Source organism: Pseudomonas sp. Sample_11 (genome assembly GCF_004307505.1).
Lineage (GTDB): Bacteria > Pseudomonadota > Gammaproteobacteria > Pseudomonadales > Pseudomonadaceae > Aquipseudomonas > Aquipseudomonas atacamensis.
In genome coordinates this window covers 1-21,994 of sequence record NZ_RCOD01000063.1, presented here as the reverse complement: position 1 = coordinate 21,994, position 21,994 = coordinate 1, and the positions used below count along the sequence as shown (strand labels likewise).

The following is a 21,994-nucleotide window of genomic DNA, read 5'->3' as shown; positions in this document are numbered from 1 at the left end:
TTTGCGACCGACACCCAAATGCCAACTCTCATCGCCCCCGAGCTTCTCGCCCCCGCCGGCACCCTGAAAAACATGCGTTACGCCTTCGCTTATGGCGCCGATGCGGTCTACGCCGGCCAGCCGCGCTACAGCCTGCGGGTGCGCAACAACGAATTCGACCACGCCAACCTGGCGCTGGGCATCCGTGAGGCGCAGGCGCAGGGCAAGCGCTTCTACGTGGTGGTCAACATCGCCCCGCACAACGCCAAGCTGAAGACGTTTCTCAAGGATCTGGCGCCGGTGATCGAGATGGCCCCGGATGCGCTGATCATGTCCGATCCGGGCCTGATCATGCTGGTGCGCCAGCATTTTGCGCAGATGCCGATTCACCTGTCGGTGCAGGCCAACACGGTGAATTGGGCGAGCGTCGAGTTCTGGCAGCAACAGGGACTTAGCCGGATCATTCTGTCGCGCGAATTGTCGCTGGAAGAGATCGGCGAAATCCGCGAGCAGGTGCCGGGCATGGAGCTGGAAGTGTTCGTGCACGGCGCGCTGTGCATGGCCTATTCCGGGCGCTGCCTGCTTTCCGGTTACATGAACAAACGCGATGCCAATCAGGGCACGTGCACCAACGCCTGCCGCTGGAAGTACATGGCGCAACAAGCCACGGAAAACCAGCTCGGAGAGATCGTCCAGACCTTTCAACCCGAGCCGACGCTGGGCCTCGGCGCACCGACCGATCAGGTCTTTCTGTTGCAGGAAGCCAATCGTCCCGATGAATTGATGCCGGCTTTCGAAGACGAACACGGCACCTACATCATGAACGCCAAGGACCTGCGCGCGGTGCAGCATGTCGAGCGGCTGACGCGCATGGGCGTGCATTCATTGAAGATCGAAGGCCGGACCAAATCGCATTTCTACTGCGCGCGCACCACTCAGGTGTATCGCCGGGCGATCGATGATGCCGTGGCCGGGCGCGCGTTCGATCGCAGCCTGATGCTGGATCTCGAGTCGTTGGCCCAGCGCGGCTACACCGAAGGTTTTCTGCGCCGCCATGTGCACGACGAATATCAGAACTATCAGCACGGCAGTTCGGTGTCGGAGCGACAGCAGTTCGTTGGCGAGCTGACCGGCGAGCGCCGGGATCGCCTGGCCGAGGTGAAAGTGAAGAATCGTTTTGCCGTGGGCGATCATCTGGAACTGATGACGCCCAAGGGCAATTTCCATTTTGATCTGCATGAATTGCAGAGTGTCAGCGGCCAAGCGATCGAAGTGGCGCCGGGGGACGGGCATACGGTGTACGTGCCGATACCGGATGCGGTGGATTTGCGCTTTGGGTTGTTGATGCGGGATTTGCCGCGGACCTGAATCCCCTCACCCTAGCCCTCTCCCAGAGGGAGAGGGGACTGATCGGGGGATATTTCAGAGGTACGCTGACCTGAACGGGGACCGCTGAAGCCGCAAACTACACAGCCCTGGTTGTGCTCGTGAATCCATAATCGGCTCGGACTTTCAGGTCGATGTCTGGCGCAAGACACCTCGGTTGGCCCCCTCTCCCTCCGGGAGAGGGCTGGGGTGAGCGCCGCTTTTCTATTGGGCAAACTCCTCACGCAACATCCCTACAAACGCCTCGCGCGCCGGGTGCACACCGGCGTTTTCATGCCAGTAAAACAAGTTCTCGATCGCCCTCAGTTCAGCGAACTCGTAACCCTCGCAGCCCGCGCCTTTGGCGTACTGCTCGAACACGCCCCTGGGCACCAGCGCCACCCCGGCACCGGCGCTGACGCAGCCGACAATCGCTCCGTAACTGGCCAGACTGACAATCGGCAGCGCCTGCCCTCGGCGCAGTAACCAATGCTCAAGTGCCGCGCGGTATGGGCAACCCGGTGGCCACATGAACAGGGTTTTGTCTTGCAGATCCGCGATGTCACGCACCGGGCCGAATGAAGTCGAGGCGATCAGTAACAATTCCTCTCGATACATCGGCGTGCGTTTGAGCTGAGCACGTTCGACATCTACCGCCACGATCGCACCATCCAGGCGATGGTTGACGGTGTCGTCGAGCAACTGGCTCCAGGTGCCGGTGGTAAGTTCCAGTGCCACTTGCGGGTAGCGCTTGTGGAATTTCGCCAGCAGGCGCGGCAAGCGCCCGGTCGCCGAAGACTCGATGGCGCCGATGCGCAGCGGTCCGGACGGCTCGGCGGCCGGGTCGAGCGCGCGTTTGGCTTCGACGGTCAGCGCCAGAATCTTTTCCGCATAAACCAGAAAGGTCTGCCCCGCCGGGCTGATGCGCAGTCCGCGCCCCTCGCGCAAGAACAGCGCCACGCCCAACTCGGCCTCCAGCGCTTTGATCCGCGCGGTGATGTTCGACGGCACGCAGAACAGCTTTTCAGCGGCCCGGGCAATGCTGCCGACCTCGGCCACAGTCTTGAACATGCGGATTTGCGCCAGTTCCATAATCATCACTCTGAGTGAACAGTCGACGCAGTATAAGTCAGTTGTGGCGAATGATCGGGCGCCCGGATACTCGGCGCATCCACTGCCTTGGTGCCTCAATCATGACTTCCACTTCTACCTGCAAAATCATCCTGGCCATGGCGTTTGTCGTCGGCTGCTGGGGTTATTCGCCCACCGGCATTCACATCGGCTTGCAAGGGTACGATCCCGGACATCTGGCCTTGCTGCGTTTCCTGCTGGCGTCGCTGTTGATGGCGCTGATCGCAATTTTCAAAGGCATTCGCCTGCCGCAGTGGCGCGATGTGCCGTTGCTGGTTGCCTTGAGCTTCTTTGCCGTCAGCCTGCATCACGTCGCCTTGAACATCGGCCAGCAAGCCATTAGTGCCGGGGCTTCCAGCGTGCTGGCGCAATCGAGCCCGTTATTCAGCACGCTGCTGGCGCGCCTTGTGTTCAAAGACCGCGTCAGCCTCTGGCGTTGGGGTTGTGTGCTGCTTGGATTTGTCGGCGTGGTGATCGTAGTCAGCGGCGACAAGGGCATGGGCGCTATCAATGCCCATGGCTTGTTGATCTTGTTGGCGGCGCTTTCCTGGAGCCTCTATTTCGCCCTGCAAAAGCATCATGCGCGGCGCTACGACGGCTTCAGCCTGGGCTGCTACGCGGTGTGGTCGGGGACGTTGCTGTTGCTGATTTATCTGCCGGGGCTGGCTGACGCCGTGATGCACGCGCCGACGCGTGCGCAGTGGGCGGTGCTGATGCTGGGGGTGTTTCCCAGCGCTCTGGCGTATCTGGCCTGGGGTTTCGTGCTCAAGCATGTGGACTTGAGTCGGGCGACGATGACCTTGTATCTGATACCGCCGACGGCCATGGGAATTGCGTCGTGGGGATTGGGGGAACGGCCGACGTTGATGGTGCTGATGGGAGCGGTGGTGGTGTTGATCAGTGTGTTGGCGTTGAATCTGGAGCGTGGGGTTGGCGTCGTTCGAGCAGTTGAGAGCAAAGGCTTGAATCTGCAGTGAAGCCGATGCCGTCTTCGCGAGCAGGCTCGCTCCCACAGTGGATGACACAAACTCCCTGTGGGAGCGAGCCTGCTCGCGAAGAGGCCGGCCCACTCAATGAATAATCGAGACCTCAGCGCATATCATCCGACAACGGTGTCGGCTCGTCCGCCGGCGGTACATCGTCGTCATCCGGCGGATCCTTCCAGTCATCCGGGCGGTCGGCATCGCTCAGTGGATCGCGCCCCGGGTCCATGCCCGGCGGTGCATCGTGATCGCTCAGGGTCGGCTCGTCGGTGCCGGATACGGGGCGGGTCTGGTCGGTGGGCGCCATGCCACCGGGAACAAGCGAGTCATCAGCCATGCTGCACCTCACAATACTGGCCCGGATTATCCGGGGCGTATTACTTGGAAGCGCGGGTGCTGAGGGCGTGCGGTAGATCAGACCAGCGGCATCAGCCTTGGGCGATAAAGCGATCACGACTGTTGGTCAAGTGCAGCCACATCGCGGCGCGGGCGGCATCGGCGTCCTGACGTTTGATCGCATTCAGAATCGCCTCGTGTTCCAGATTGGCCAAGTGCCCGAGCTTGCTCAGATCCGCCGCGCCACGCTCGGCGGCATTCAGGCGATTGCGCGGGATCATCGCACTGCCCAGGTGCTGCATGATCTCGCTGAAACAAGCGTTGCCGGTGGCCTCGGCGATCAGCAGATGAAAACGCCGATCGGCCTCCACGCAGCTGTCGTTGTTCGCCAGCAGCCGTTGATAGTCATCCAGCGCCTGACGCATCTGCTGCACCTGCTGCTCACTGCGCCGCTGCGCCGCCAGCGCCGCCGCTTGCGTCTCCAGGCCCATGCGCAATTCGAGAATGCTGCGCACACCGAGCGCCGTATCGACGTTCAGGCGCAGGCCGTGCTCCGCGGCGCGCTCGATCACGAAAGTACCGATGCCATGGCGCGTCTCCACCAGCCCCGAGGCCTGCAACTTGGAAATCGCCTCGCGCACCACCGTGCGGCTGACCCCGTGCTCCTGAACGATGGAGTTCTCCGACGGTAGCTTGTCACCGGGCGACAGTTGTCCGAGCAGGATGCTCTGGGTGAGCTTTTCCACCAAGTCATGAGCGAGGTTGTGCGTGCGTTTGCGCGCGGGCGCGTCGAGGTCTTCTTGCATGATCGGTTCCGGTGATCGGGGCTTGCCGATCGTAGCACTGCGGGATGACGGTTGAGATGGATTTTAGCGGTCGACGGGCCATCAACTTGTATGACAACACTCAATTACGTCGAATATTTTCGATAGCCAGCCATCACGCACCACCATTCACATATCAACAATGCGCTCCGCTCGATTGACGCAACAATCAATAAATACGAGCTAGAATCCGGTTTTCGCATAAAAAACCGCACAATCAGAAGAATTTGATCGCCCTCCCCACTTGTAGGACAAAAAATTACAGTTGTATGATGTCTAGCAACAACGCAGCACTCAGTCCTACCCGCATAAAAATAATCAGTGGGAGAAACATCAGTGAAAACCTCCATCTCCGGGATGCAGGACAGCGTCGATCCGACGCTCGCCTCCGCCATCTCCAAAGTCAAACGCCACGTCCTGCCGCTCTTCGTGATCATGTTCATCGTCAATTACATTGACCGGGTGAACATCGGTTTCGTCCGCACCCACATGGAAACCGATCTGGGCATCGGTGCTGCCGCCTATGGCTTCGGCGCTGGGCTGTTCTTTATCGGTTACGCGCTGTTCGAAGTGCCGTCCAACATGCTTCTGCAAAAAGTCGGCGCACGCATCTGGCTGACCCGCATCATGTTCACCTGGGGCATAGTCGCCGCCTGCATGGCGTTCATCCAGAACGAAACCCACTTCTACATTTTGCGTTTCCTGCTCGGTGTCGCCGAGGCCGGTTTCTTTCCCGGGGTGATTTATTACTTCACCCGCTGGCTGCCAGGCGTCGAACGTGGCAAGGCGATCGCGATCTTCCTCAGCGGCTCGGCCGTGGCCTCGCTGATCTCCGGTCCGCTGTCCGGTCTGCTCCTGCAGATCAATGGGCTGGGCATGCACGGCTGGCAGTGGATGTACTTCATCGAGGGGATGTTCTCGGTGTGCCTGTGCGTGTTTGTCTGGTTCTGGCTGGATGCCAAACCCCACGACGCGAAATGGCTGAGCCGCGCCGAACAGGATGCGTTGGTCAGCGCCATCGACGACGAGCAAAAGGCCCGCGAAGCCGCGACGCCGATCCGGCCGTCGCTGGGCAAACTGCTCAAGGACCGGCAGATCATTCTGTTCTGCCTGATCTACTTCTTCATTCAGCTGACCATTTACGCGGCGACTTTCTGGCTGCCGAGCATCATCAAGAAGATGGGCGAACTCAGCGACGTGCAGGTCGGCCTGTTCAACTCGATTCCATGGTTGCTGTCGATCGTCGGCATGTACGCCTTCGCCTCGCTGTCGGCGAAGTGGAAACATCAACAAGCTTGGGTCGCCACTGCCCTGTTGATCGCCGCAGCGGGGATGTTCATGTCCACCACTGGCGGGCCGATCTTTGCCTTCGTCGCGATCTGCTTTGCGGCACTGGGTTTCAAATCCGCCTCGTCGCTGTTCTGGCCGATTCCCCAGGCTTATCTGGATGCACGCATCGCGGCGGCAGTGATCGCGCTGATCAACTCGGTGGGCAACCTCGGCGGCTTCGTCGCACCGACCACCTTCGGCCTGCTGGAGCAACACACCGGCTCGATTCAGGGCGGCCTCTATGGTCTGGCCGCGACCTCGATCATCGCCGCAATCATTGTCTTCGCCGCGCGCACCACGCCCAAACCCGCTGCTGAAAAGGCTGTGGCCGACGCCGCGCCGAAACACGCCTGACTACGTCTCGACAAGGAAAACAATAATGACTGTTCATGACACCGCCAAAGCTCCGATCATCACCGACATGCAGGTCATTCCGGTGGCCGGTCACGACGGCATGCTGCTCAACCTGAGCGGCGCCCACGGGCCGTTTTTCACCCGTAACATCGTCATCCTCAAGGACAACGCCGGCCACACCGGCGTCGGCGAAGTGCCCGGTGGCGAGCGCATTCGCCAGACCCTGGAAGACGCGCGCAATCTGGTGGTCGGCAGCCCCATCGGCACCTACCAGAAGATCCTCAACCAGGTGCGCCAGACCTTCGCCGACCGCGATGCCGGCGGCCGTGGTCTGCAGACGTTCGACCTGCGCATCACCATTCACGCGGTCACCGGCCTGGAAGCCGCCCTCCTCGACCTGCTCGGCCAACATCTCGACGTGCCGGTGGCGGCGCTGCTCGGTGAAGGTCAGCAACGCGACGAAGTGAAGATGCTCGGTTATCTGTTCTACGTCGGCGATCAACACGAAACCGATCTGGCCTATCGCAGCGAACCGGACGCCGATAACGACTGGTTCCGTGTGCGCCACGAGAAAGCCATGACCGCCGAAGCAGTCGTGCGCCTGGCCGAGGCGGCGCACGCCAAGTACGGTTTCAAGGATTTCAAACTCAAGGGCGGCGTGCTCAGTGGCGATGCCGAAATCGAAGCGGTCACGGCACTGGCCGAGCGCTTCCCTGAAGCGCGAATCACCCTCGACCCGAACGGCGCCTGGTCGCTGAAAGAGGCGATTCGTCTGTGCCGCGATCAGCACCACGTACTCGCCTACGCCGAAGACCCGTGCGGTGCGGAAAACGGTTATTCCGGGCGCGAAGTCATGGCTGAATTCCGCCGCGCCACCGGGCTGAAAACCGCGACCAACATGATCGCCACCGACTGGCGCGAAATGGGCCACGCGATTCAGTTGCAGTCAGTGGACATCCCGCTGGCCGACCCGCACTTCTGGACCATGCAGGGTTCGGTGCGCGTCGCGCAGATGTGCCACGAATGGGGCCTGACCTGGGGTTCGCATTCCAACAACCACTTTGATATTTCCCTGGCCATGTTCACCCACGTCGCCGCCGCCGCACCCGGCGAGATCACCGCCATCGACACCCACTGGATCTGGCAGGACGGTCAGCGCCTGACCAAGGCACCGCTGCAGATTGTCGATGGTCTCGTGCAGGTGCCGAAAAAACCCGGGCTGGGTGTGGAGCTGGACATGGATCAAGTGGCCAAGGCTCACGAACTGTACAAAGGCATGGGCCTCGGCGCGCGGGACGACAGCGTGGCGATGCAGTTCCTGATTCCGGGGTGGAAATTCGATAACAAGCGGCCGTGTCTGGTGCGGTGATCTAGCAGGCGCCGCTGATTTCAATGGTGGGAGTAGGAGCTGCCGAAGGCTGCGATCTTTTGATTCTGTTTTTAAGATCAAAAGATCGCAGCCTTCGGCAGCTCCTACAAATCGGTTTTCAGCTTGAGATCTGCAGCAACCAGGTTTTGAACGCTTTCATCGCCACCGTTTCCGCTCGCGACTGCAACCGCGTCAGCCAGTAACTACCCGTAGTGATCTCGATCGCAAACGGCTGGCAGATCGCATCAGCCGCCAGTTGCCGGGCGAACATCAGCGGCGGCGCCAACGCCACGCCGCCGCCCTGCAATGCGGCTTCCATCATTGCCAGCGACGAATCGAACACGATGCTTTGCGGTGGTGCGGCCTGCGTCGCCAGTCCCGCTGCGTGAAACCACTCCGGCCATTCATCGGTGCGATAGGAACGCAGCAAGGTCTGCTGCAACAGGTCCGCCGGCGAGTGCATCTGCCGGGCAATCTCCGGCACGCACAATACCGACAACGGCGCATCGAGCAAGCGTGTCGCCTCGATGCCATGCCAGGCGCCAGCACCGAAACGAATGGCGTAATCCAGCCCTTCCGCCGCCACATCCACCCGGTTGTTATTAGTCGAGAGGCGCAAATCTATCAGCGGATGTTTCCCCCGAAAGTCCGCCAGCCTCGGCAACAGCCAGCCCACGGCAAAAGTGCCCACCGCGCCGACCGTCAACATGTCGCGATACTGCCCACCGGCCAGACGCTCGAGCATCTGCGCAATATGATCGAATGATGTGCTGAGTACCGGCAGCAAGGTTTCGCCTTCACTGGTCAGCATCAGCCCACGGGGCAGGCGTTTGAACAGGGTCAGGTTGAGTTGCGCTTCCAGGCTTTTGACCTGATGGCTCACCGCCGCTTGTGTCACACACAACTCGACGGCAGCGCGGGTAAAACTCAAGTGACGTGCCGAAGCTTCAAATGCGCGCAGAGCGTTGAGCGGCAGTTGCGGTCGAATCATGCGTTGCCCCAAATTTTTCTAATGGCTCATGCGAGTTTTCATCGTTTGTCGATGGCCGGCGAAGTGCCTAAATTGGCCGCGCTGATCGGCCGTCCGATGAAAAATCACCCGCAGTGTAGCGGGATACACCAATCGACACTCATGGAGAGTGATTCAATCATGTGTTCCTTAAAACCTAGCAAGGTCTTTTCCTACAGCGCTTTCGCACTGTTCATCGGCAGCGTTGCCTGTCATGCCGCAACGCCGACGGATGCGCAATTGCAGGCACTGGTCAGCCAAGCCGTCACCCCGGTGATGCAGCAAAACAACATCCCGGGGCTGACCGTAGCGATCACCCTGAATGGCCAGGCGCATTACTTTAACTACGGGGTTGCCGCTAAAGACACCGCGCAAAAGGTCAGCGAAAACACCCTGTTCGAAGTCGGCTCGGTGAGCAAAACCTTCACCGCCACCCTCGCTGGTTACGCACAGGCCACAGGCAAACTCGACCTGTCGAGCAAGGCCAGCCAACTCTGGCCGGAGCTCAAGGGCAGCGCCTTCGACAACATCAGCGTGCTGCAACTGGGCACCTACAGTGCAGGCGGACTGCCGTTGCAATTCCCCGCTGAGGCGGATTCTTCCGACAAGATGCTCGGCTATTACCAACAGTGGAAACCGCAATTTCCCGCCGGCAGCCATCGCCTGTATTCCAACCCGAGCCTGGGCCTGTTCGGCTACCTGACGGCGAAAAGCCTCGGCCAGCCGTTCGACTTGGCAATGACGCAAACCCTGCTGCCGAAACTCGGCCTTCAGCACACCTTCCTCAGCGTACCGTCAGCGCAGTCGAAGCTTTATGCCCAAGGCTACGACAGCGCCGACCAACCGGTACGCGTCAGCCCCGGCGCCCTCGACGCCGAAGCCTACGGCATCAAAACCAGCGCCGCCGACCTGCTGCGATACGTCCAGGCACAGCTGCAACCGGCCAGCCTTGCGCCTGATCTGCACAAAGCCATCGCCAACACCCACATCGGTTATTACCGCGTCGGCGACATGACCCAAGGCCTGGGCTGGGAACGCTACGCCTACCCGATCAGCCTGGAAAAACTGCAAAACGGCAACTCGACCCCCATGGCCATGGAACCGCACAAAGTCGAGTGGCTGACCCCACCGCAAGCTGAACCGGCCAACGTGCTGTTCAACAAAAGCGGATCTACGCGGGGCTTTGGCGCGTATGTGGCGTTCGTCCCGTCGCGGGAGATGGGCATCGTGATTCTGGCCAACAAGAATTACCCGAACGCCGAACGGGTGAAGATAGCGCATGAGATTTTCAGTCAGTTGACCGAATAAAGATCAAAAGATCGCAGCCTGCGGCAGCTCCATTGACCGAGTGAAAACCCGATCCTGTAGGAGCCGCCGCAGGCTGCGATCTTTTTCGTTTCAGCGCTTAAAGCTGCGCCTGCAAGCGCCAGCCAATGACATCCATCAAGTCACAGCTATCGCGCAACGGAATCGCCAGCACCCGGGCGAAATCCTGCAACAGCAATGCATCGTGTCCCTTGCCCTCGTCCAGCGAAAGGCTCTCCATCAGCTGCGTCACACAGCGCAAGCGGTAAGCCGCGGTGCCGTGCAACACGTCAATGGGGGCTTCGCTGTCGATCAGCACACAGGGAATTTTGCAGTCAATCCCGGTGATCGGTATGTAACGCGCCATGGTAGAACCTCCCTGTTCAATGTTGAGTCGCCGTTGCGGGTGAATCGAGATTGTCCAGCGCGCGGTTGACCAGCAGTTCTCCGAGCACGGCCAATTGCTGGATCGATAACGTCAGGCTGCGCTGCGCACCGCTCAACTCGCAGGCCAGATCGGTGGTCAGTACGTTCAGTGAGGCAAGGGTTTCGCAGGCATGGCTCAGCAGTGTCGCCGTGTCGATGTCGGGGAGAATGGTGAAAACGTGGCTGATGGGATCGGGTTGGCCGGGGTGGCGCAGACGCGGATTATTGGAGTCGAAGGAGCTTGAATCCATGGGGGATTCGGGGGGATTTGGAGTGTGTTTTTTCATGTGTTGATTACCGTTGTGGATTGTAGGAAACACTACCTGTCTCACTTCCACATGAGGGTGGCAGCTGTACGCAGGTGTGGAAGACCAGGCCAATCCACCAATACCCGGCGCACTCGAGAGTGCTCCTGCGCACAGCCGCCAAAACGCGGCGATGTTGACATAAAACCCGTCGACATGCGCTTTTGAGACATTGATGGATGTAACCAAACAACCGGACTTCCACATCCGACCACTGTGTTTTTCAGCGGCCAAAAGAGGTTATCCCTCTGCGTCACAACGCACCAGTTCACCACGGCCGCCGCGTCTTGCAGGAAAAATCCACTCGATTTGAAGGGTGTTGGCGTCAGACGTTTCGGCAGGCACATGCTGCAACGAGTTTTGATTAGCGGATAAATTCGTTGTATCTACACTGATCGATTCAATCCGGGGACGGTGATGACATAATGCGCATAACTTCATATCGACAGAATCTAAGGGTGACGCATTGCAAGTTTTCAGCCTAAGCCTTACCGATGTCGGCCGGTTCGCCGATCTGACGATCTACTTGGCACCGACCTCCAAGAATCCATCCAATGTGACAGTGTTGGTGGGGAACAACGGGGCTGGCAAAACCACGGTTTTGAAATCGCTTGCGACATCCTTGAGCTGGCTGGTCGCCAGGATCCGTTCCGAAAAAGGTGTCGGAAGTCCCATAACTGATGATGTTATTCGTAACAATAGTTCTATTGCGATGATTAACGTCGCTGTGATCGACACATGCAATGCGCAGTCCGAAACACTTGAGGAATGGGCAAAAGAAATTTTGTTTAGCTGGACAGTTGCCCGCGGCAAAAGAGGACGAAAGTCTGCGTCTCATAGCGTGTTGGCGGACGCTACCTTAGTAGCCGATCACTATCGCACTCAACTTTTAGGCGACGACAGCGCTTCCCTACCACTGATTGCCTACTACCCAGTTGAACGCTCCGTTCTTGAAATACCGCTAAAAATTCGCACCAAACATTCCTTTGACCAACTCGATGGTTACGATAACTCACTCAACAGAGGCGTTGATTTTCGCCGTTTTTTCGAATGGTTTCGCCAGCGCGAAGACAGTGAGAACGAGACAGGTATTTCAGATACCGCACTGACCGAAATTTCTGAAATATTCGGTTCAAACAGTGACGTATGGAAGACTCTTGCCGAGTTAAGGGCATCCACCAGAGATCGCCAATTAATAGCGGTACGCTCAGCCATAAGCGCATTTATGCCTGGCTTTAGCAATCTGCGCGTCAAACGCAAACCACGACTACACATGGCAATAGATAAGGACGGCGTCACTCTAAACGTCGCCCAACTCTCTCAAGGTGAGAAATCGATAATGGCACTCGTCGGCGATATTGCTCGTCGCCTGGCGATGATGAACCAGTCGCTGGACAACCCACTGCACGGCGACGGTATCGTGCTGATCGACGAAGTCGATTTGCACCTGCATCCGAAGTGGCAACGCAGCCTGATCCGTCAGTTGAGCGAAACGTTCCCGAACTGCCAGTTCGTACTAACCACCCACTCCCCCCTCGTCATCAGCGATGCTAAGGAGGTGCTGGTTTACGTACTCAACGACGGCGAGCTTCAAGAACACAACGGCCTTTACGGACTCGACGCCAATCAGATACTGCTGGAAGTCATGGACACTGACATCCGCAACAGCGACGTGCAGAAGCGCCTGAATCGGCTCCTGAAGGAAGTACAGGACGGAAATCTGGACGAAGCCAAATTGCTGTTCGCTGAGCTTTCCTCAGAGCTTCCCGAAGGTCACATCGAGCTAGCGAAAGCCGCTCTACTGATCCGCAAGCTGGAGTTGCGTCGTGCGTAAGATAATCAAAGGAGCTGAGCCGGATTCATTTGCGAAATGGAAGCTGAAAAACAAGACCGCCACCTACCCTGACCTTCCGCACGAAGAACGTCAAACCGTCAGGGCCGCTTGCGTCACCGAGCAGTTCGGGCTGTGCGCTTATTGCTGTCAGTCCATCACGGTCGATGGCTCCCACAATGAGCATGTTGAAGCTCAGAATCTCGTCCACAACCGCACATTGGATTTCACCAACATCGTAGCCAGTTGCGAGAATCGCCCTCATTGCGGGCACGGTCGAGGAACGCAGCCTCTGGGGCTGACTCCTTTCATGGATGAGTGTGAAACGGAACTCAAGTTTTACCTTTCAGGCTTGGTCGCGGGAAAAACTGCACGCGCAAAAGAGGCCATAGAAACTTTGAATCTGGGCCACACCGAAGAGAGCAACCGCGCTCTTATCGGCAGAAGAAGAACCTTGGTTGAAGCGCTGATTTATAAGGTTGGGGTCCAACCCGGCGAATTGCCGGAGATTGAGGATAAGGAAATACTCGACCTGCTCCTGGATGATTTACTTCTGCCGAAAGCGCAAAAGCTCGAACCCTTCTCGCCCGTGCTAGTAAATATCATCCGCCAGATGCCAGCGTAAAAAAGGGGCGAGAAGATAAATCTTCTCGCCCCTTTTTTACGCTTATGAAACATCTCTCAAAAACCGATCAATCATCCGGCATCTGCGGTGGTTTGCTCGGTTTCGCCGGTTTGCTGCCCTTCGCGCCTTTGGCCGGTTCCGGCTCGGTGGCGGCAGGCGTTTGTGCGGCGGCGGCCGCAGCGGCGGCTTCTTTTTCGGCCATGGGCATGGCGTCGATGGTTTCGAAGATTTTCGCCAGGCTCAATGCCTTGGCTTCATCACCCGAGGCGGAGAGCTTGGTTTCGCCGTCCTTGCCCACCAGGAACACTTTGGGATAAGCGCCGGCGCCGAGCTTCAGCGAGCGCAGCAGCGCCATGGTGTCCTGCTGCCCCATGTCCTTGCCGTCGAGCTGGCCGGACATGCTGAGGATGGTGTAGACCTTGATGTTGCGGTCGGTGACGCCTTTTTTGTTGGCCGGGTCTTCCAGCGACTTTTTCAGGCTCAGCCACACCGGGTCGACGGTGCTTTGCGCAATTACGATCAGCGGGCGGGCGCGGCCCACGTCCCCGGCCAGGGGTGAATCGCTGTCGGCGGCGAACAGGGGGCCGGCGATTGCCAGCAAGAGGGTCAGGGTCAGGGACCTGATGAGCATGCGCATCTCCTTTTGATATCCACGCACTACTGATTGCGCATCGTGGCGATTGTTCCGGCGGCGTCTGGCAAAAAGGCATTGCCCTGTCAGAAGCTTAGGTCAGGGAGCGCTTTGCGCAACATGACGCAAGCGATCATCAGCACATCCCCAGGGCCGCTGCATTGGAAGTGTTTGCTCCAGACTGACTCAGAACGCCAACTTATAACCAATCAACACCAGCATCGTCGCCAGGCACGGGCGCAGGACTTCGTCGGAGATGCGTCCGGTCAGGTGGCTGCCGAGCCAGATGCCGGGCAGCGAGCCCATCAGCAGGAAACCCAGCACGCCCCAGTCCATGTTGCCCATGCTTGCGTGGCCGAGGCCGGCGACGAGGGTCAGGGGTACGGCGTGGGCGATTTCGGTGCCGACCAGGCGGCGGGTTGGCAGTAACGGGTAGAGGATGAACAAGGCGACGGTGCCCAGTGCGCCGGCGCCGATCGAGGTCAGGGCGACCATGGTGCCGAGGATCAGACCGGTGATCACCGTCATGATATTCAGGCGCGAACCGCTCGGGTTGTAGTTGCCACCCGCGCGTTTGTGGGCGAATTCGAGCAAGCGTTTCTTGAAGAAGATTGCCAGGGCAGTGGCGAAGAGGACGAAGCCGAGCGCCTGTTTGATGATGGCGTTCATCGCGTCCGGCGCGGTGTGCAGGGTGCTGAGGAACCACAGGGTCATGGCCACCGCTGGCACACTGCCGAGGGTCAGCCAGCCGGTGATGGCCCAGTCGATGTTCTTGTTCTTCCTGTGAACGAGGACGCCGCTGGATTTGGTGATCGCAGCGTACAGCAGGTCCGTACCCACCGCCGTCGCCGGGTTGATGCCGAACCACAGCAGAATCGGCGTCATCAACGAACCGCCGCCGACACCGGTCATGCCTACGATAAACCCAACCACCAGCCCGGCAATCACCAGGCCGAAATTTGCCAATTCCATTCAAACGTCCAGAAAACGACAGGAAAATCTGGCCCGCAGCATAGCGATTTTTCTTATAACCACATATATCGATGCGGTCTATCGTTATGCCATATCGAATTCACCGCAGATCCCACAGTGGATCTTTGCGCTACAGCAAACCTGCAAGGCTCACTGCACCGGCAGGAAATTCAAGAACAGCAGACTCTGCGCGTAATTCAGGCCGATCCTGCGATAGCGCTCATCGAGCATCTGCGTGAGCAGATCCAGGCGCGCGACGATTTTGCTGAATTCGGTGGCGAAGCTGAGGTTGCTGCCCTCCTCCGAGATTTCGTTGGAGAACAGCAACGGCTGGCCTTCCTTGTTCTGCCGTTGCGACAAAATCCACATGGCTTTTTCGATGTTGCGCGCGGCGTTGTGCACGAACGTCGGGTTGATCGCGTCGGTCATGTAGAACTCGGTGCGATTGCCGTGGGCGGTGACCAGCATGCTGCCGATCGCATACATGAACGCGCCGACGCGGTCGCCGAGGAATTCCGGACTCATCGCATAGCTCAGCGCCGCCAGGTCCTTGCGCCCGCCCAGCACGGGCAACGGCTGCTGTTGCTCGACAGCGAGACGCACCTGTTTCACGGCGGCGTTGACGGTGAGGAAGCCGGATTTGCGCAGTTCTTCCGGGTTGCGCAGGTAAAGCTTGCCCATCAATCGATAGAGGCTGTCGAGGTTGTCGCGCATCGCCAGGGTGGCCATGCGGTCGACGCTGGTCTGCAGAAATTCCTGCGGCTGCCCTTCACGTATCTGATTGAAGAATCCGTTGCCGTTCTGGTGGCTGCAGCCGCTGAGCAACAGCGACAACAGGCAGGCCAGCAGCAGGCATGGGCGGCGGTGAGCGGCGGTGATCAGGGCAAAAACACTCGGCATGAAGTCTCGGACAGGCACATTCCTGTGCGGCGGGAGTCACCGCATCCTGGCCATGCATAGAGCCGCCGATTGCGAAAAAGTGCAGTGCCCTGGCGGTGAGCCGACCTTCGGCGCTTTTCGCCACATCAATTAGTCGGACTTTATATTTGCCAACAGCGGTAAATCCGCTATAAATCTTCTCTCTCGACTCAAATAGCATGACTAGTGATATGTAGGAGCTGCCGAAGGCTGCGATCTTTTGATCTTGCTTCTAAAAATCAAGATCAAGATCAAGATCAAGATCAAAAGATCGCAGCCTTCGGCAGCTCCTACGGTCAATGCGAAAACAACAACAAAAAGGAAGGTCAACCATGCTTCAATCCCATCACCTGCTCTCCGGCCTCGGACTGTCCCTGATGATCGCTACCCTTTCCGCCAACGCGGCGGGCCTGACCGCTGAACACAAAGCTTTCGGCAAAACCAATGACGGCACGCCTGTCGAACAGTACATCCTGCGCAACAGCCACGGCATGCAAGCCACCGTGATTACCTACGGCGCGACCCTGCAAGCGCTGAAAGTCGCTGACAAACATGGCAAGTTCGACGACGTCGTCTTGGGTTTTGACGATGTGCAGGGTTATCAGAAAGGTACCGCGTACTTCGGCGCGACCATCGGCCGTTTCGGCAACCGCCTGGCCGAAGGTGCTTTCGAACTTGATGGCAAGCGTTATCAAGTGCCGCAGAACGACAAATCCAACGCCCTGCACGGCGGTCCCGAAGGTTTCGACAAGAAAGTCTGGAAGGCCAGGGAAACCAAGGACAAGGATTCGGTGGGCGTAACCCTTACCTACCTCTCGGCCGACGGCGAGATGGGTTTCCCGGGCAATCTGACCACCGAAGTCACCTATCGCCTGACCGACAACAATGAACTGCGCATCGACTACAAGGCCAGCACCGACAAGCCGACCGTGCTCAACCTGACCAACCACAGTTACTTCAACCTGGCCGGCGCCGGCAATGGCGATATTCTCAAGCAAGTCGCCATGATCAACTCCAGCCATTACACGCCGGTCACCGCCAAACTGATCCCGACCGGGGAGCTGGCGCCTGTGGCCGGTACGCCGATGGACTTCAGCAAACCGACGGCGATCGGCACGCACATCAAGGCTGATCATCCGCAGCTGAAATTCGCCGAGCCGAAACAGGGCGGCTTCGATTTCAACTGGGCGCTGGACAGCAAGGGCGATGTCAGCAAGCTCGCCACCGAAGTCAGCGACCCGCAATCCGGACGCGTCCTGCAACTGTTCACCAGCGAGCCGGGCGTGCAGTTCTACACCAGCAACTTCCTCGACGGCACGGTCAAGGGCAAGGGCGGCAAGGTCTATCCACACTGGGGCGCATTCACCCTCGAGACCCAGCACTACCCGGATTCGCCGAACCAGCCGGATTTCCCGAGCACGCGGCTTGATCCGGGGCAGACCTATGCCCACAGCGTGATCCTCAAGTTCTCCACCAAGTAAGGCCCACGCCGCATGATAGTTCCCACGCTCTGCGTGGGAATGCAGCCCGGGACGCTCCGCGTCCCTTTCAGAGCTGGAACGCGGAGCGTCCCTTGATGCATTCCCACGCGGAGCGTGGGAACGATCTTGCAGGAGCTGCGGACCGCTGCGATCTTTTTTGCTTTTTGAACCCCAACGCTATTCTACTGCCCACTAAAGACACCCATTCTTTCAGGGCAGGAGGTTTGAATGCGTACTCTTGAGTTGGCCGGCGTGCAGGTTCCCGTGATTGGCCAGGGCACTTGGCGCATGGGCGAGGATCGTTCGGCGCATAGCCGTGAAGTGGCGGCGCTGCGCAGCGGAATCGAGCTAGGCATGACTCTGATCGACACCGCCGAGATGTACGCCGAGGGCGGTGCCGAAACGGTGGTCGGCGAAGCCATCGCCGGTCTGCGCGATCAAGTCTTTCTGGTCAGCAAGGTCTACCCGCACAACGCCAGCCGCCAGGGCATCCCGCAAGCCTGCGAGCGCAGTTTGCGTCGGCTCGGCACCGACTACATCGATCTGTATCTGCTGCACTGGCGCGGTCAGTATCCGCTGGAGGAAACCGTCGAAGCCTTCGAACGCCTGCGCGAGGACGGCAAGATCGGCCGTTGGGGTGTGTCGAATTTCGATGTCGACGATCTCGAAGAACTGTCCAGCTCGGCCTGCGCCACCAATCAGGTGTTGTACAACCTCGAGGAGCGCGGCATCGAATTCGATTTGCTGCCGTGGTGCCAGCATCAGCGCCTGCCGTTGATGGCGTACTGTCCGATCGGCCAGGGCGGCGCGATGCTCGCCGAGCCGGTACTGCAAGACATTGCCAGTCGTTACAACGCCACCCCGGCGCAGATTTCACTGGCGTGGCTCCTGCGCCAGGACGGCGTGATTGCGATTCCCAAGGCTGTGCGCCCGGAGCATGTGCAACTCAATGCCGAGGCGGCGCAGCTGCAACTGGACGCCGGGGATCTGGCGGCGCTGGACAAGGTGTTCCCGGCGCCTCAACGCAAGCAGCGACTGGCCATGGTCTGAGCTGCCGACTGCGAGGGCTTCGCCATGAGAAGCACAGATCTGCACGACCCGTACAACCTGCAACGTTTTGTCCAGGCACAGGATCCGGTGTTCGAACGGGTCCAGCGTGAACTCGAGACAGGCCGCAAGCGCAGCCACTGGATGTGGTTCGTCTTTCCGCAGTTCGCCGGATTGGGCGGCAGCGAAATGGCCCGCCGCTTCGCCATCGGTTCAGCCGAGGAAGCCCAGGCCTATCTCGCCCACGAGCTGCTCGGGGCGCGGCTGCGCACCTGCACGCAACTGGTGCTGAATGAGCCGCAGCGCTCGATTGCAGAAATTTTCGGCCATCCCGATGACTTGAAATTTCATTCTTCGATGACCCTGTTCGCCCAGTTCAGCGCCGAGGACAGTCTGTTCCATCAGGCACTGGAGCGTTACTTCCACGGCATTCTCGATGAATGGACGCTGCAATTGCTCGACTCAAAACAGGCCCAGCTGCCCACCGATCAGGGTTGAGAAGTCGTCATCGACAAATGGCAGAATCGCATCCGCCACCGGTTGCAGCTGTCGCGTGATGTAGTGGTCGTAGTCGATGGCGGCGCGGCGTACCTCCAGCGGCTCCGGGCCGGCCAGAGTGATGACGTAGCTGATCCAGCCGCCGTTCTGATATTGCCGTGGCCGCCCCTGCTCGGCGTTGTAGTCATCGGCGAGCCGCGCGGCGCGGACGTGCGGCGGTACGTTGCGTTCGTAATCGTCGAGAGTGCGGCGCAGACGTTTGCGGTAGATCAGCCGATCGTCGAACTCGCCGGCGAGGGTCTTGCGCACGTAATCGCGCACATAATCCTGGTACGGCTTGCGCTGAAAAATCCGCTCATATAGTTCTTGCTGAAACTGCCGCGCCAGCAGCGACCAGTCGGTGCGCACGGTTTCCAGACCTTTGTAGACCATTTCCTCGCTGCCATCGGCGCGGGTGACGAGGCCGGCGTAGCGCTTCTTGCTGCCCTCCTCCGCGCCGCGAATCGTCGGCATCAGGAAGCGCTTGTAGTGAATCTCGAACTGCAATTCCAGCGCGCTTTCCAGCCCATATTCCTCGCGCACATGCGTGCGCCACCAATCGTTGACGTGTTTGACCAGCGCATGGCCGATCTGCGCTGCTTCATCCTGACCGTGCAGACTGCGCAGCCAGACGAAGGTTGAATCGGTGTCGCCGTAAATGACGGCGTGGCCCTGTGCTTCGATCAACTGGCGAGTGCGCAACATGATTTCGTGGCCGCGCAAGGTGATCGACGAGGCCAGCCGGGTATCGAAAAAACGGCAACCGCTGGAGCCGAGCACGCCGTAGAAGGCGTTCATGATGATCTTTAACGCCTGGGACAGCGGCGCATTGTGCTCGCGCTTGGCGGTTTCGCGCCCTTCGGCCACCCGCGCCACGATGGACGGCAGGCAATGGCGGGTGCGCGAGAAACGGGCGCCACGGAAGCCCGGCACCGAGTCAGCGTCGTCCGGGTGTTGCAGGCCCTCGATCAAGCCCACCGGGTCGATCAGAAAGGTGCGAATGATCGACGGGTAGAGGCTTTTGTAATCGAGGACCAACACCGATTCGTAAAGTCCCGGGCGTGAATCCATGACAAAACCGCCGGGGCTGGCCTGGGGTGGATTAGTGCCCAGATTGGGTGCAACGAAGCCCTGGCGATGCATCAACGGCATGTACAAATGGGTGAACGCAGCGACCGAACCGCCGCTGCGGTCGGCGGGCAAACCGGTAACGCTGGCGCGTTCGAGCAAAAACGTCAGCAGTTCGGTCTTGGCGAAGATCCGCGTGACCAGCTCGCAGTCCTTGAGGTTGTATTTGGCCAGCGCCGGTTTGTCCTCGGCGAACATGCGGTTGATCTCGTCCATGCGCTGGTACGGATTGTTGATCGCCTTGCCTTCGCCGAGCAGCGTCTGTGCGACGTTTTCCAGGCTGAACGAGGGGAAACTCCAGGTCGCCGAACGCAACGACTCGATGCCATCGATGATCAGCCGCCCCGCTGCCGAGGCGAAGTAGTGATTGCGGCTGCCGTGCTCGCGCCACTGCATTTCTTCGCCGCCACGACCGATCTTCAGCGGCACGCCAAGACGCCGCGCGTGTTCATGGAGGATGCGCAAATCGAACTGCACGACGTTCCAGCCAATGATCGCGTCGGGGTCGTGGCGGGCGAACCAGTCGTTGAGCTTCTTCAGAATGAGCGTGCGCGAATCGCAGTACTCGAGGTCGAAATCGACAATGCTCGCGTCGCCGTTCGGCGCGCCGAGCATGTACACCTGGCGCTCGCCACAGCCTTCCAGCGCGATGGAATACAGCTCGCCGTTTTCGGTGGTTTCGATGTCGAGTGAGACCAAGCGCAGTTTCGGCCGGTAATCGGGGTCGGGTTTCAGCTGGGCGTTGATCAGTACTCCGTCAGCATCCGGGGTGCCGCCAAACAGCACCGGTGCGGTGATGAAGCGCTCCATCAGATAGCGTTCCGGAGGACGCACGTCGGCTTCAAAGACGTCGACGCCGGCGCGGTTGAGCGCGGTTTCGAGGCGCATCAACTGGCCGTGCTGCTGGCAATACAGACCGAGCACCGGACGATGCTGAAAATCGAGCAAGGCCAACGATCGCAGCTCTACATTCTTTTCATCGTGCAGCAGACGCTCGGCTGCTTCTCGCTGTGCGGCGGGAATAAATGCGACCGACGGCTGATGCGCCAGACGCACGCGGCGCGGCCCGGCGTCCGTTGCCAGCCAGAACTCGACTTCGGTGCCGGCCGGCGTATCGCGCCAATGCCGGGTCAGAACGAAGCCCTGCTGTAAATCCACCACTGCGACCTCAACGTTTCAATCAGAACGCCATTCTACGCAGCATTTGTGGCGAGGGATTTATCTGTGGCGAGGGGATTTATCCCCGCTGGCCGCGAAGCGGCCCCGCTTTTAATGAAAGGGCCTGCTGCGCAGGCCAACGGGGATGAATCCCCTCGCCACAGATGCTTCATTTACCGATACAAAGATGTTTTTTCCGGCAAATGGCGTTTTTTGCACGCTAACTGCCGCTTTGCCACCTTGCTCTGCGCGGCTGCGTCTACGATGCTTGATGAACAACGACAACACCTGAGTAACCGCCATGAAGACCGTCGCCCAACTGCTCAAGCTCAAAGAACAGAAGAATCAGGAAGTGCACCAGATCAAACCCGATCACATGGTGCTCGAAGCGCTGATGAAGATGGCCGAGAAAAACGTCGGCGCCTTGCTGGTGGTCGAAGACGACAAAGTGGTCGGCATCATCAGCGAGCGTGACTATGCACGCAAACTGGTGCTGCACGGGCGCTCTTCGGTCGGTACGCCAGTGCGCGACATCATGGTCAAGGACGTGATTACCGTGGATACCCGGCAAACCGTCGACACCTGCCTGGGGATCATGTCGGACAAACGCCTGCGCCACTTGCCGGTGGTCGAGGACGGCCTGTTGATCGGCCTGTTGTCGATCGGCGACCTGGTGAAAGAGGCGATTGCCGAACAGGCCGAGCTGATCAAACAGCTGGAGCAGTACATTCGCGGGGAGTGAGCCCACCGCCGTGATCCCCTTGTGGGAGCGAGCCTGCTCGCGAATGCGCCAGGTCAGAGATGATCGTTCCCACGCTCTGCGTGGGAATGCAGCCCTGGACGCTCCGCGTCCCTCTAAAGCCGAACGCGGAGCGTCCGTTGAGGCATTCCCACCTAGAGCGTGGGAACGATCTCGCCCGTCAGGCCGGCCAATGCCGCTCAAACACCGGT

Annotated in this window: 21 protein-coding genes; 11 read left to right on the top strand and 10 right to left on the bottom strand. The window is 59.4% G+C overall.

Going from position 1 to position 21,994, the window contains the following annotated elements; translation table 11 throughout:
* Positions 1-18: 18 nt before the first annotated feature.
* Positions 19-1,347: a tRNA 5-hydroxyuridine modification protein YegQ gene (gene yegQ / locus D8U60_RS17535; protein WP_130900597.1), complete on the top strand. Its 1,329-nt coding sequence runs from the start codon at positions 19-21 to the stop codon at positions 1,345-1,347.
* Between the two features lie 222 nt (positions 1,348-1,569).
* On the opposite strand, the gene D8U60_RS17530 is transcribed toward yegQ, so the two are convergent.
* Positions 1,570-2,436, bottom strand: a complete 867-nt coding sequence (locus D8U60_RS17530) for a LysR substrate-binding domain-containing protein (RefSeq protein WP_024013475.1) — start codon at positions 2,434-2,436, stop codon at positions 1,570-1,572.
* Between the two features lie 101 nt (positions 2,437-2,537).
* Here D8U60_RS17530 and D8U60_RS17525 point away from each other — a divergent pair, with 101 nt between their 5' ends.
* Positions 2,538-3,452, top strand: a complete 915-nt coding sequence (locus D8U60_RS17525; RefSeq protein WP_241663550.1) for a DMT family transporter — start codon at positions 2,538-2,540, stop codon at positions 3,450-3,452.
* A 112-nt stretch (positions 3,453-3,564) separates the two neighbouring features.
* Here the strand turns inward: D8U60_RS17525 and D8U60_RS17520 are convergent, their stop codons facing one another.
* Both D8U60_RS17520 and D8U60_RS17515 read right to left on the bottom strand, forming a co-directional pair.
* The gene (locus D8U60_RS17520) at positions 3,565-3,795 is read right to left on the bottom strand and encodes a hypothetical protein (protein ID WP_024013477.1); all 231 of its coding nucleotides are present in this window, start codon (positions 3,793-3,795) and stop codon (positions 3,565-3,567) included.
* A gap of 91 nt (positions 3,796-3,886) precedes the next feature.
* The gene (locus D8U60_RS17515; protein WP_130900595.1) at positions 3,887-4,600 is read right to left on the bottom strand and encodes a FadR/GntR family transcriptional regulator; all 714 of its coding nucleotides are present in this window, start codon (positions 4,598-4,600) and stop codon (positions 3,887-3,889) included.
* 354 nt (positions 4,601-4,954) lie between these two features.
* On the opposite strand from D8U60_RS17515, the gene D8U60_RS17510 reads away from it, so the two are divergent.
* Complete coding sequence (locus tag D8U60_RS17510; RefSeq protein WP_024013478.1) at positions 4,955-6,301, top strand: MFS transporter; 1,347 nt, start codon at positions 4,955-4,957, stop codon at positions 6,299-6,301.
* Positions 6,302-6,326: 25 nt separating this feature from the next.
* A complete protein-coding gene (gene gudD, locus D8U60_RS17505; protein ID WP_024013479.1) occupies positions 6,327-7,670 on the top strand; it encodes a glucarate dehydratase in 1,344 nt (447 codons plus the stop codon).
* A 118-nt stretch (positions 7,671-7,788) separates the two neighbouring features.
* On the opposite strand, the gene D8U60_RS17500 is transcribed toward gudD, so the two are convergent.
* A complete protein-coding gene (locus tag D8U60_RS17500) occupies positions 7,789-8,661 on the bottom strand; it encodes a LysR family transcriptional regulator (RefSeq protein ID WP_130900594.1) in 873 nt (290 codons plus the stop codon).
* Between the two features lie 159 nt (positions 8,662-8,820).
* Between D8U60_RS17500 and ampC the strand changes: the two genes are divergently transcribed.
* Positions 8,821-9,987, top strand: a complete 1,167-nt coding sequence (ampC, locus tag D8U60_RS17495; RefSeq protein WP_130900593.1) for a class C beta-lactamase — start codon at positions 8,821-8,823, stop codon at positions 9,985-9,987.
* Positions 9,988-10,084: 97 nt separating this feature from the next.
* On the opposite strand, the gene D8U60_RS17490 is transcribed toward ampC, so the two are convergent.
* Both D8U60_RS17490 and D8U60_RS17485 read right to left on the bottom strand, forming a co-directional pair.
* Entirely contained in the window at positions 10,085-10,351 is a 267-nt protein-coding gene (locus D8U60_RS17490) for a hypothetical protein (RefSeq protein ID WP_016775363.1), read from the bottom strand.
* A 16-nt stretch (positions 10,352-10,367) separates the two neighbouring features.
* Positions 10,368-10,697, bottom strand: a complete 330-nt coding sequence (locus D8U60_RS17485; RefSeq protein ID WP_038861886.1) for a DUF6124 family protein — start codon at positions 10,695-10,697, stop codon at positions 10,368-10,370.
* 484 nt (positions 10,698-11,181) lie between these two features.
* On the opposite strand from D8U60_RS17485, the gene D8U60_RS17480 reads away from it, so the two are divergent.
* Together D8U60_RS17480 and D8U60_RS17475 are read left to right on the top strand one after the other, a co-directional pair.
* Positions 11,182-12,549, top strand: coding sequence for an AAA family ATPase (locus D8U60_RS17480; RefSeq protein ID WP_130900592.1), 1,368 nt, complete (start codon positions 11,182-11,184; stop codon positions 12,547-12,549).
* On the top strand, positions 12,542-13,171 hold the full coding sequence (locus D8U60_RS17475; RefSeq protein WP_130900591.1) for a retron system putative HNH endonuclease: 630 nt from the start codon (positions 12,542-12,544) through the stop codon (positions 13,169-13,171). The genes D8U60_RS17480 and D8U60_RS17475 overlap by 8 nt, the downstream gene beginning before the upstream one ends.
* A gap of 67 nt (positions 13,172-13,238) precedes the next feature.
* Here D8U60_RS17475 and D8U60_RS17470 read toward each other — a convergent pair whose 3' ends face one another.
* The 3 genes from D8U60_RS17470 to D8U60_RS17460 form a co-directional block, all read right to left on the bottom strand.
* Complete coding sequence (locus D8U60_RS17470) at positions 13,239-13,802, bottom strand: DUF4174 domain-containing protein (protein WP_016775365.1); 564 nt, start codon at positions 13,800-13,802, stop codon at positions 13,239-13,241.
* A 186-nt stretch (positions 13,803-13,988) separates the two neighbouring features.
* Positions 13,989-14,774 (bottom strand): sulfite exporter TauE/SafE family protein, encoded by a 786-nt coding sequence (locus D8U60_RS17465; RefSeq protein ID WP_039763409.1) that lies wholly within the window; start codon positions 14,772-14,774, stop codon positions 13,989-13,991.
* Positions 14,775-14,924: 150 nt separating this feature from the next.
* Positions 14,925-15,674, bottom strand: coding sequence for a hypothetical protein (locus D8U60_RS17460; protein WP_130900590.1), 750 nt, complete (start codon positions 15,672-15,674; stop codon positions 14,925-14,927).
* Positions 15,675-16,024: 350 nt separating this feature from the next.
* Here D8U60_RS17460 and D8U60_RS17450 point away from each other — a divergent pair, with 350 nt between their 5' ends.
* The 3 genes from D8U60_RS17450 (at position 16,025) to D8U60_RS17440 (ending at position 18,718) form a co-directional block, all read left to right on the top strand.
* Entirely contained in the window at positions 16,025-17,173 is a 1,149-nt protein-coding gene (locus D8U60_RS17450) for an aldose epimerase family protein (RefSeq protein ID WP_130900588.1), read from the top strand.
* 228 nt (positions 17,174-17,401) lie between these two features.
* On the top strand, positions 17,402-18,223 hold the full coding sequence (locus D8U60_RS17445; RefSeq protein WP_130900587.1) for an aldo/keto reductase: 822 nt from the start codon (positions 17,402-17,404) through the stop codon (positions 18,221-18,223).
* 24 nt (positions 18,224-18,247) lie between these two features.
* On the top strand, positions 18,248-18,718 hold the full coding sequence (locus tag D8U60_RS17440; RefSeq protein ID WP_024013485.1) for a DUF1810 domain-containing protein: 471 nt from the start codon (positions 18,248-18,250) through the stop codon (positions 18,716-18,718).
* Here D8U60_RS17440 and D8U60_RS17435 read toward each other — a convergent pair.
* Positions 18,683-21,043 (bottom strand): DNA polymerase II, encoded by a 2,361-nt coding sequence (locus D8U60_RS17435; protein ID WP_177435479.1) that lies wholly within the window; start codon positions 21,041-21,043, stop codon positions 18,683-18,685. The two genes, D8U60_RS17440 and D8U60_RS17435, sit on opposite strands and share 36 nt — an antisense overlap.
* A gap of 301 nt (positions 21,044-21,344) precedes the next feature.
* On the opposite strand from D8U60_RS17435, the gene D8U60_RS17430 reads away from it, so the two are divergent.
* A complete protein-coding gene (locus tag D8U60_RS17430; RefSeq protein ID WP_130900585.1) occupies positions 21,345-21,785 on the top strand; it encodes a CBS domain-containing protein in 441 nt (146 codons plus the stop codon).
* The last annotated feature ends 209 nt before the right edge of the window (positions 21,786-21,994 follow it).

What these genes read in the sequence shown, in the direction of transcription:
- yegQ (WP_130900597.1), top strand. Translation starts at nt 19, where the DNA reads ATGCCAACTCTCATCGCCCCCGAGCTTCTCGCCCCCGCCGGCACCCTG.
- D8U60_RS17530 (WP_024013475.1), bottom strand. Translation starts at nt 2,436, where the DNA reads ATGGAACTGGCGCAAATCCGCATGTTCAAGACTGTGGCCGAGGTCGGC.
- D8U60_RS17525 (WP_241663550.1), top strand. Translation starts at nt 2,538, where the DNA reads ATGACTTCCACTTCTACCTGCAAAATCATCCTGGCCATGGCGTTTGTC.
- D8U60_RS17520 (WP_024013477.1), bottom strand. Translation starts at nt 3,795, where the DNA reads ATGGCTGATGACTCGCTTGTTCCCGGTGGCATGGCGCCCACCGACCAG.
- D8U60_RS17515 (WP_130900595.1), bottom strand. Translation starts at nt 4,600, where the DNA reads ATGCAAGAAGACCTCGACGCGCCCGCGCGCAAACGCACGCACAACCTC.
- gudD (WP_024013479.1), top strand. Translation starts at nt 6,327, where the DNA reads ATGACTGTTCATGACACCGCCAAAGCTCCGATCATCACCGACATGCAG.
- D8U60_RS17500 (WP_130900594.1), bottom strand. Translation starts at nt 8,661, where the DNA reads ATGATTCGACCGCAACTGCCGCTCAACGCTCTGCGCGCATTTGAAGCT.
- ampC (WP_130900593.1), top strand. Translation starts at nt 8,821, where the DNA reads ATGTGTTCCTTAAAACCTAGCAAGGTCTTTTCCTACAGCGCTTTCGCA.
- D8U60_RS17490 (WP_016775363.1), bottom strand. Translation starts at nt 10,351, where the DNA reads ATGGCGCGTTACATACCGATCACCGGGATTGACTGCAAAATTCCCTGT.
- D8U60_RS17485 (WP_038861886.1), bottom strand. Translation starts at nt 10,697, where the DNA reads ATGAAAAAACACACTCCAAATCCCCCCGAATCCCCCATGGATTCAAGC.
- D8U60_RS17470 (WP_016775365.1), bottom strand. Translation starts at nt 13,802, where the DNA reads ATGCTCATCAGGTCCCTGACCCTGACCCTCTTGCTGGCAATCGCCGGC.
- D8U60_RS17465 (WP_039763409.1), bottom strand. Translation starts at nt 14,774, where the DNA reads ATGGAATTGGCAAATTTCGGCCTGGTGATTGCCGGGCTGGTGGTTGGG.
- D8U60_RS17460 (WP_130900590.1), bottom strand. Translation starts at nt 15,674, where the DNA reads ATGCCGAGTGTTTTTGCCCTGATCACCGCCGCTCACCGCCGCCCATGC.
- D8U60_RS17450 (WP_130900588.1), top strand. Translation starts at nt 16,025, where the DNA reads ATGCTTCAATCCCATCACCTGCTCTCCGGCCTCGGACTGTCCCTGATG.
- D8U60_RS17445 (WP_130900587.1), top strand. Translation starts at nt 17,402, where the DNA reads ATGCGTACTCTTGAGTTGGCCGGCGTGCAGGTTCCCGTGATTGGCCAG.
- D8U60_RS17440 (WP_024013485.1), top strand. Translation starts at nt 18,248, where the DNA reads ATGAGAAGCACAGATCTGCACGACCCGTACAACCTGCAACGTTTTGTC.
- D8U60_RS17430 (WP_130900585.1), top strand. Translation starts at nt 21,345, where the DNA reads ATGAAGACCGTCGCCCAACTGCTCAAGCTCAAAGAACAGAAGAATCAG.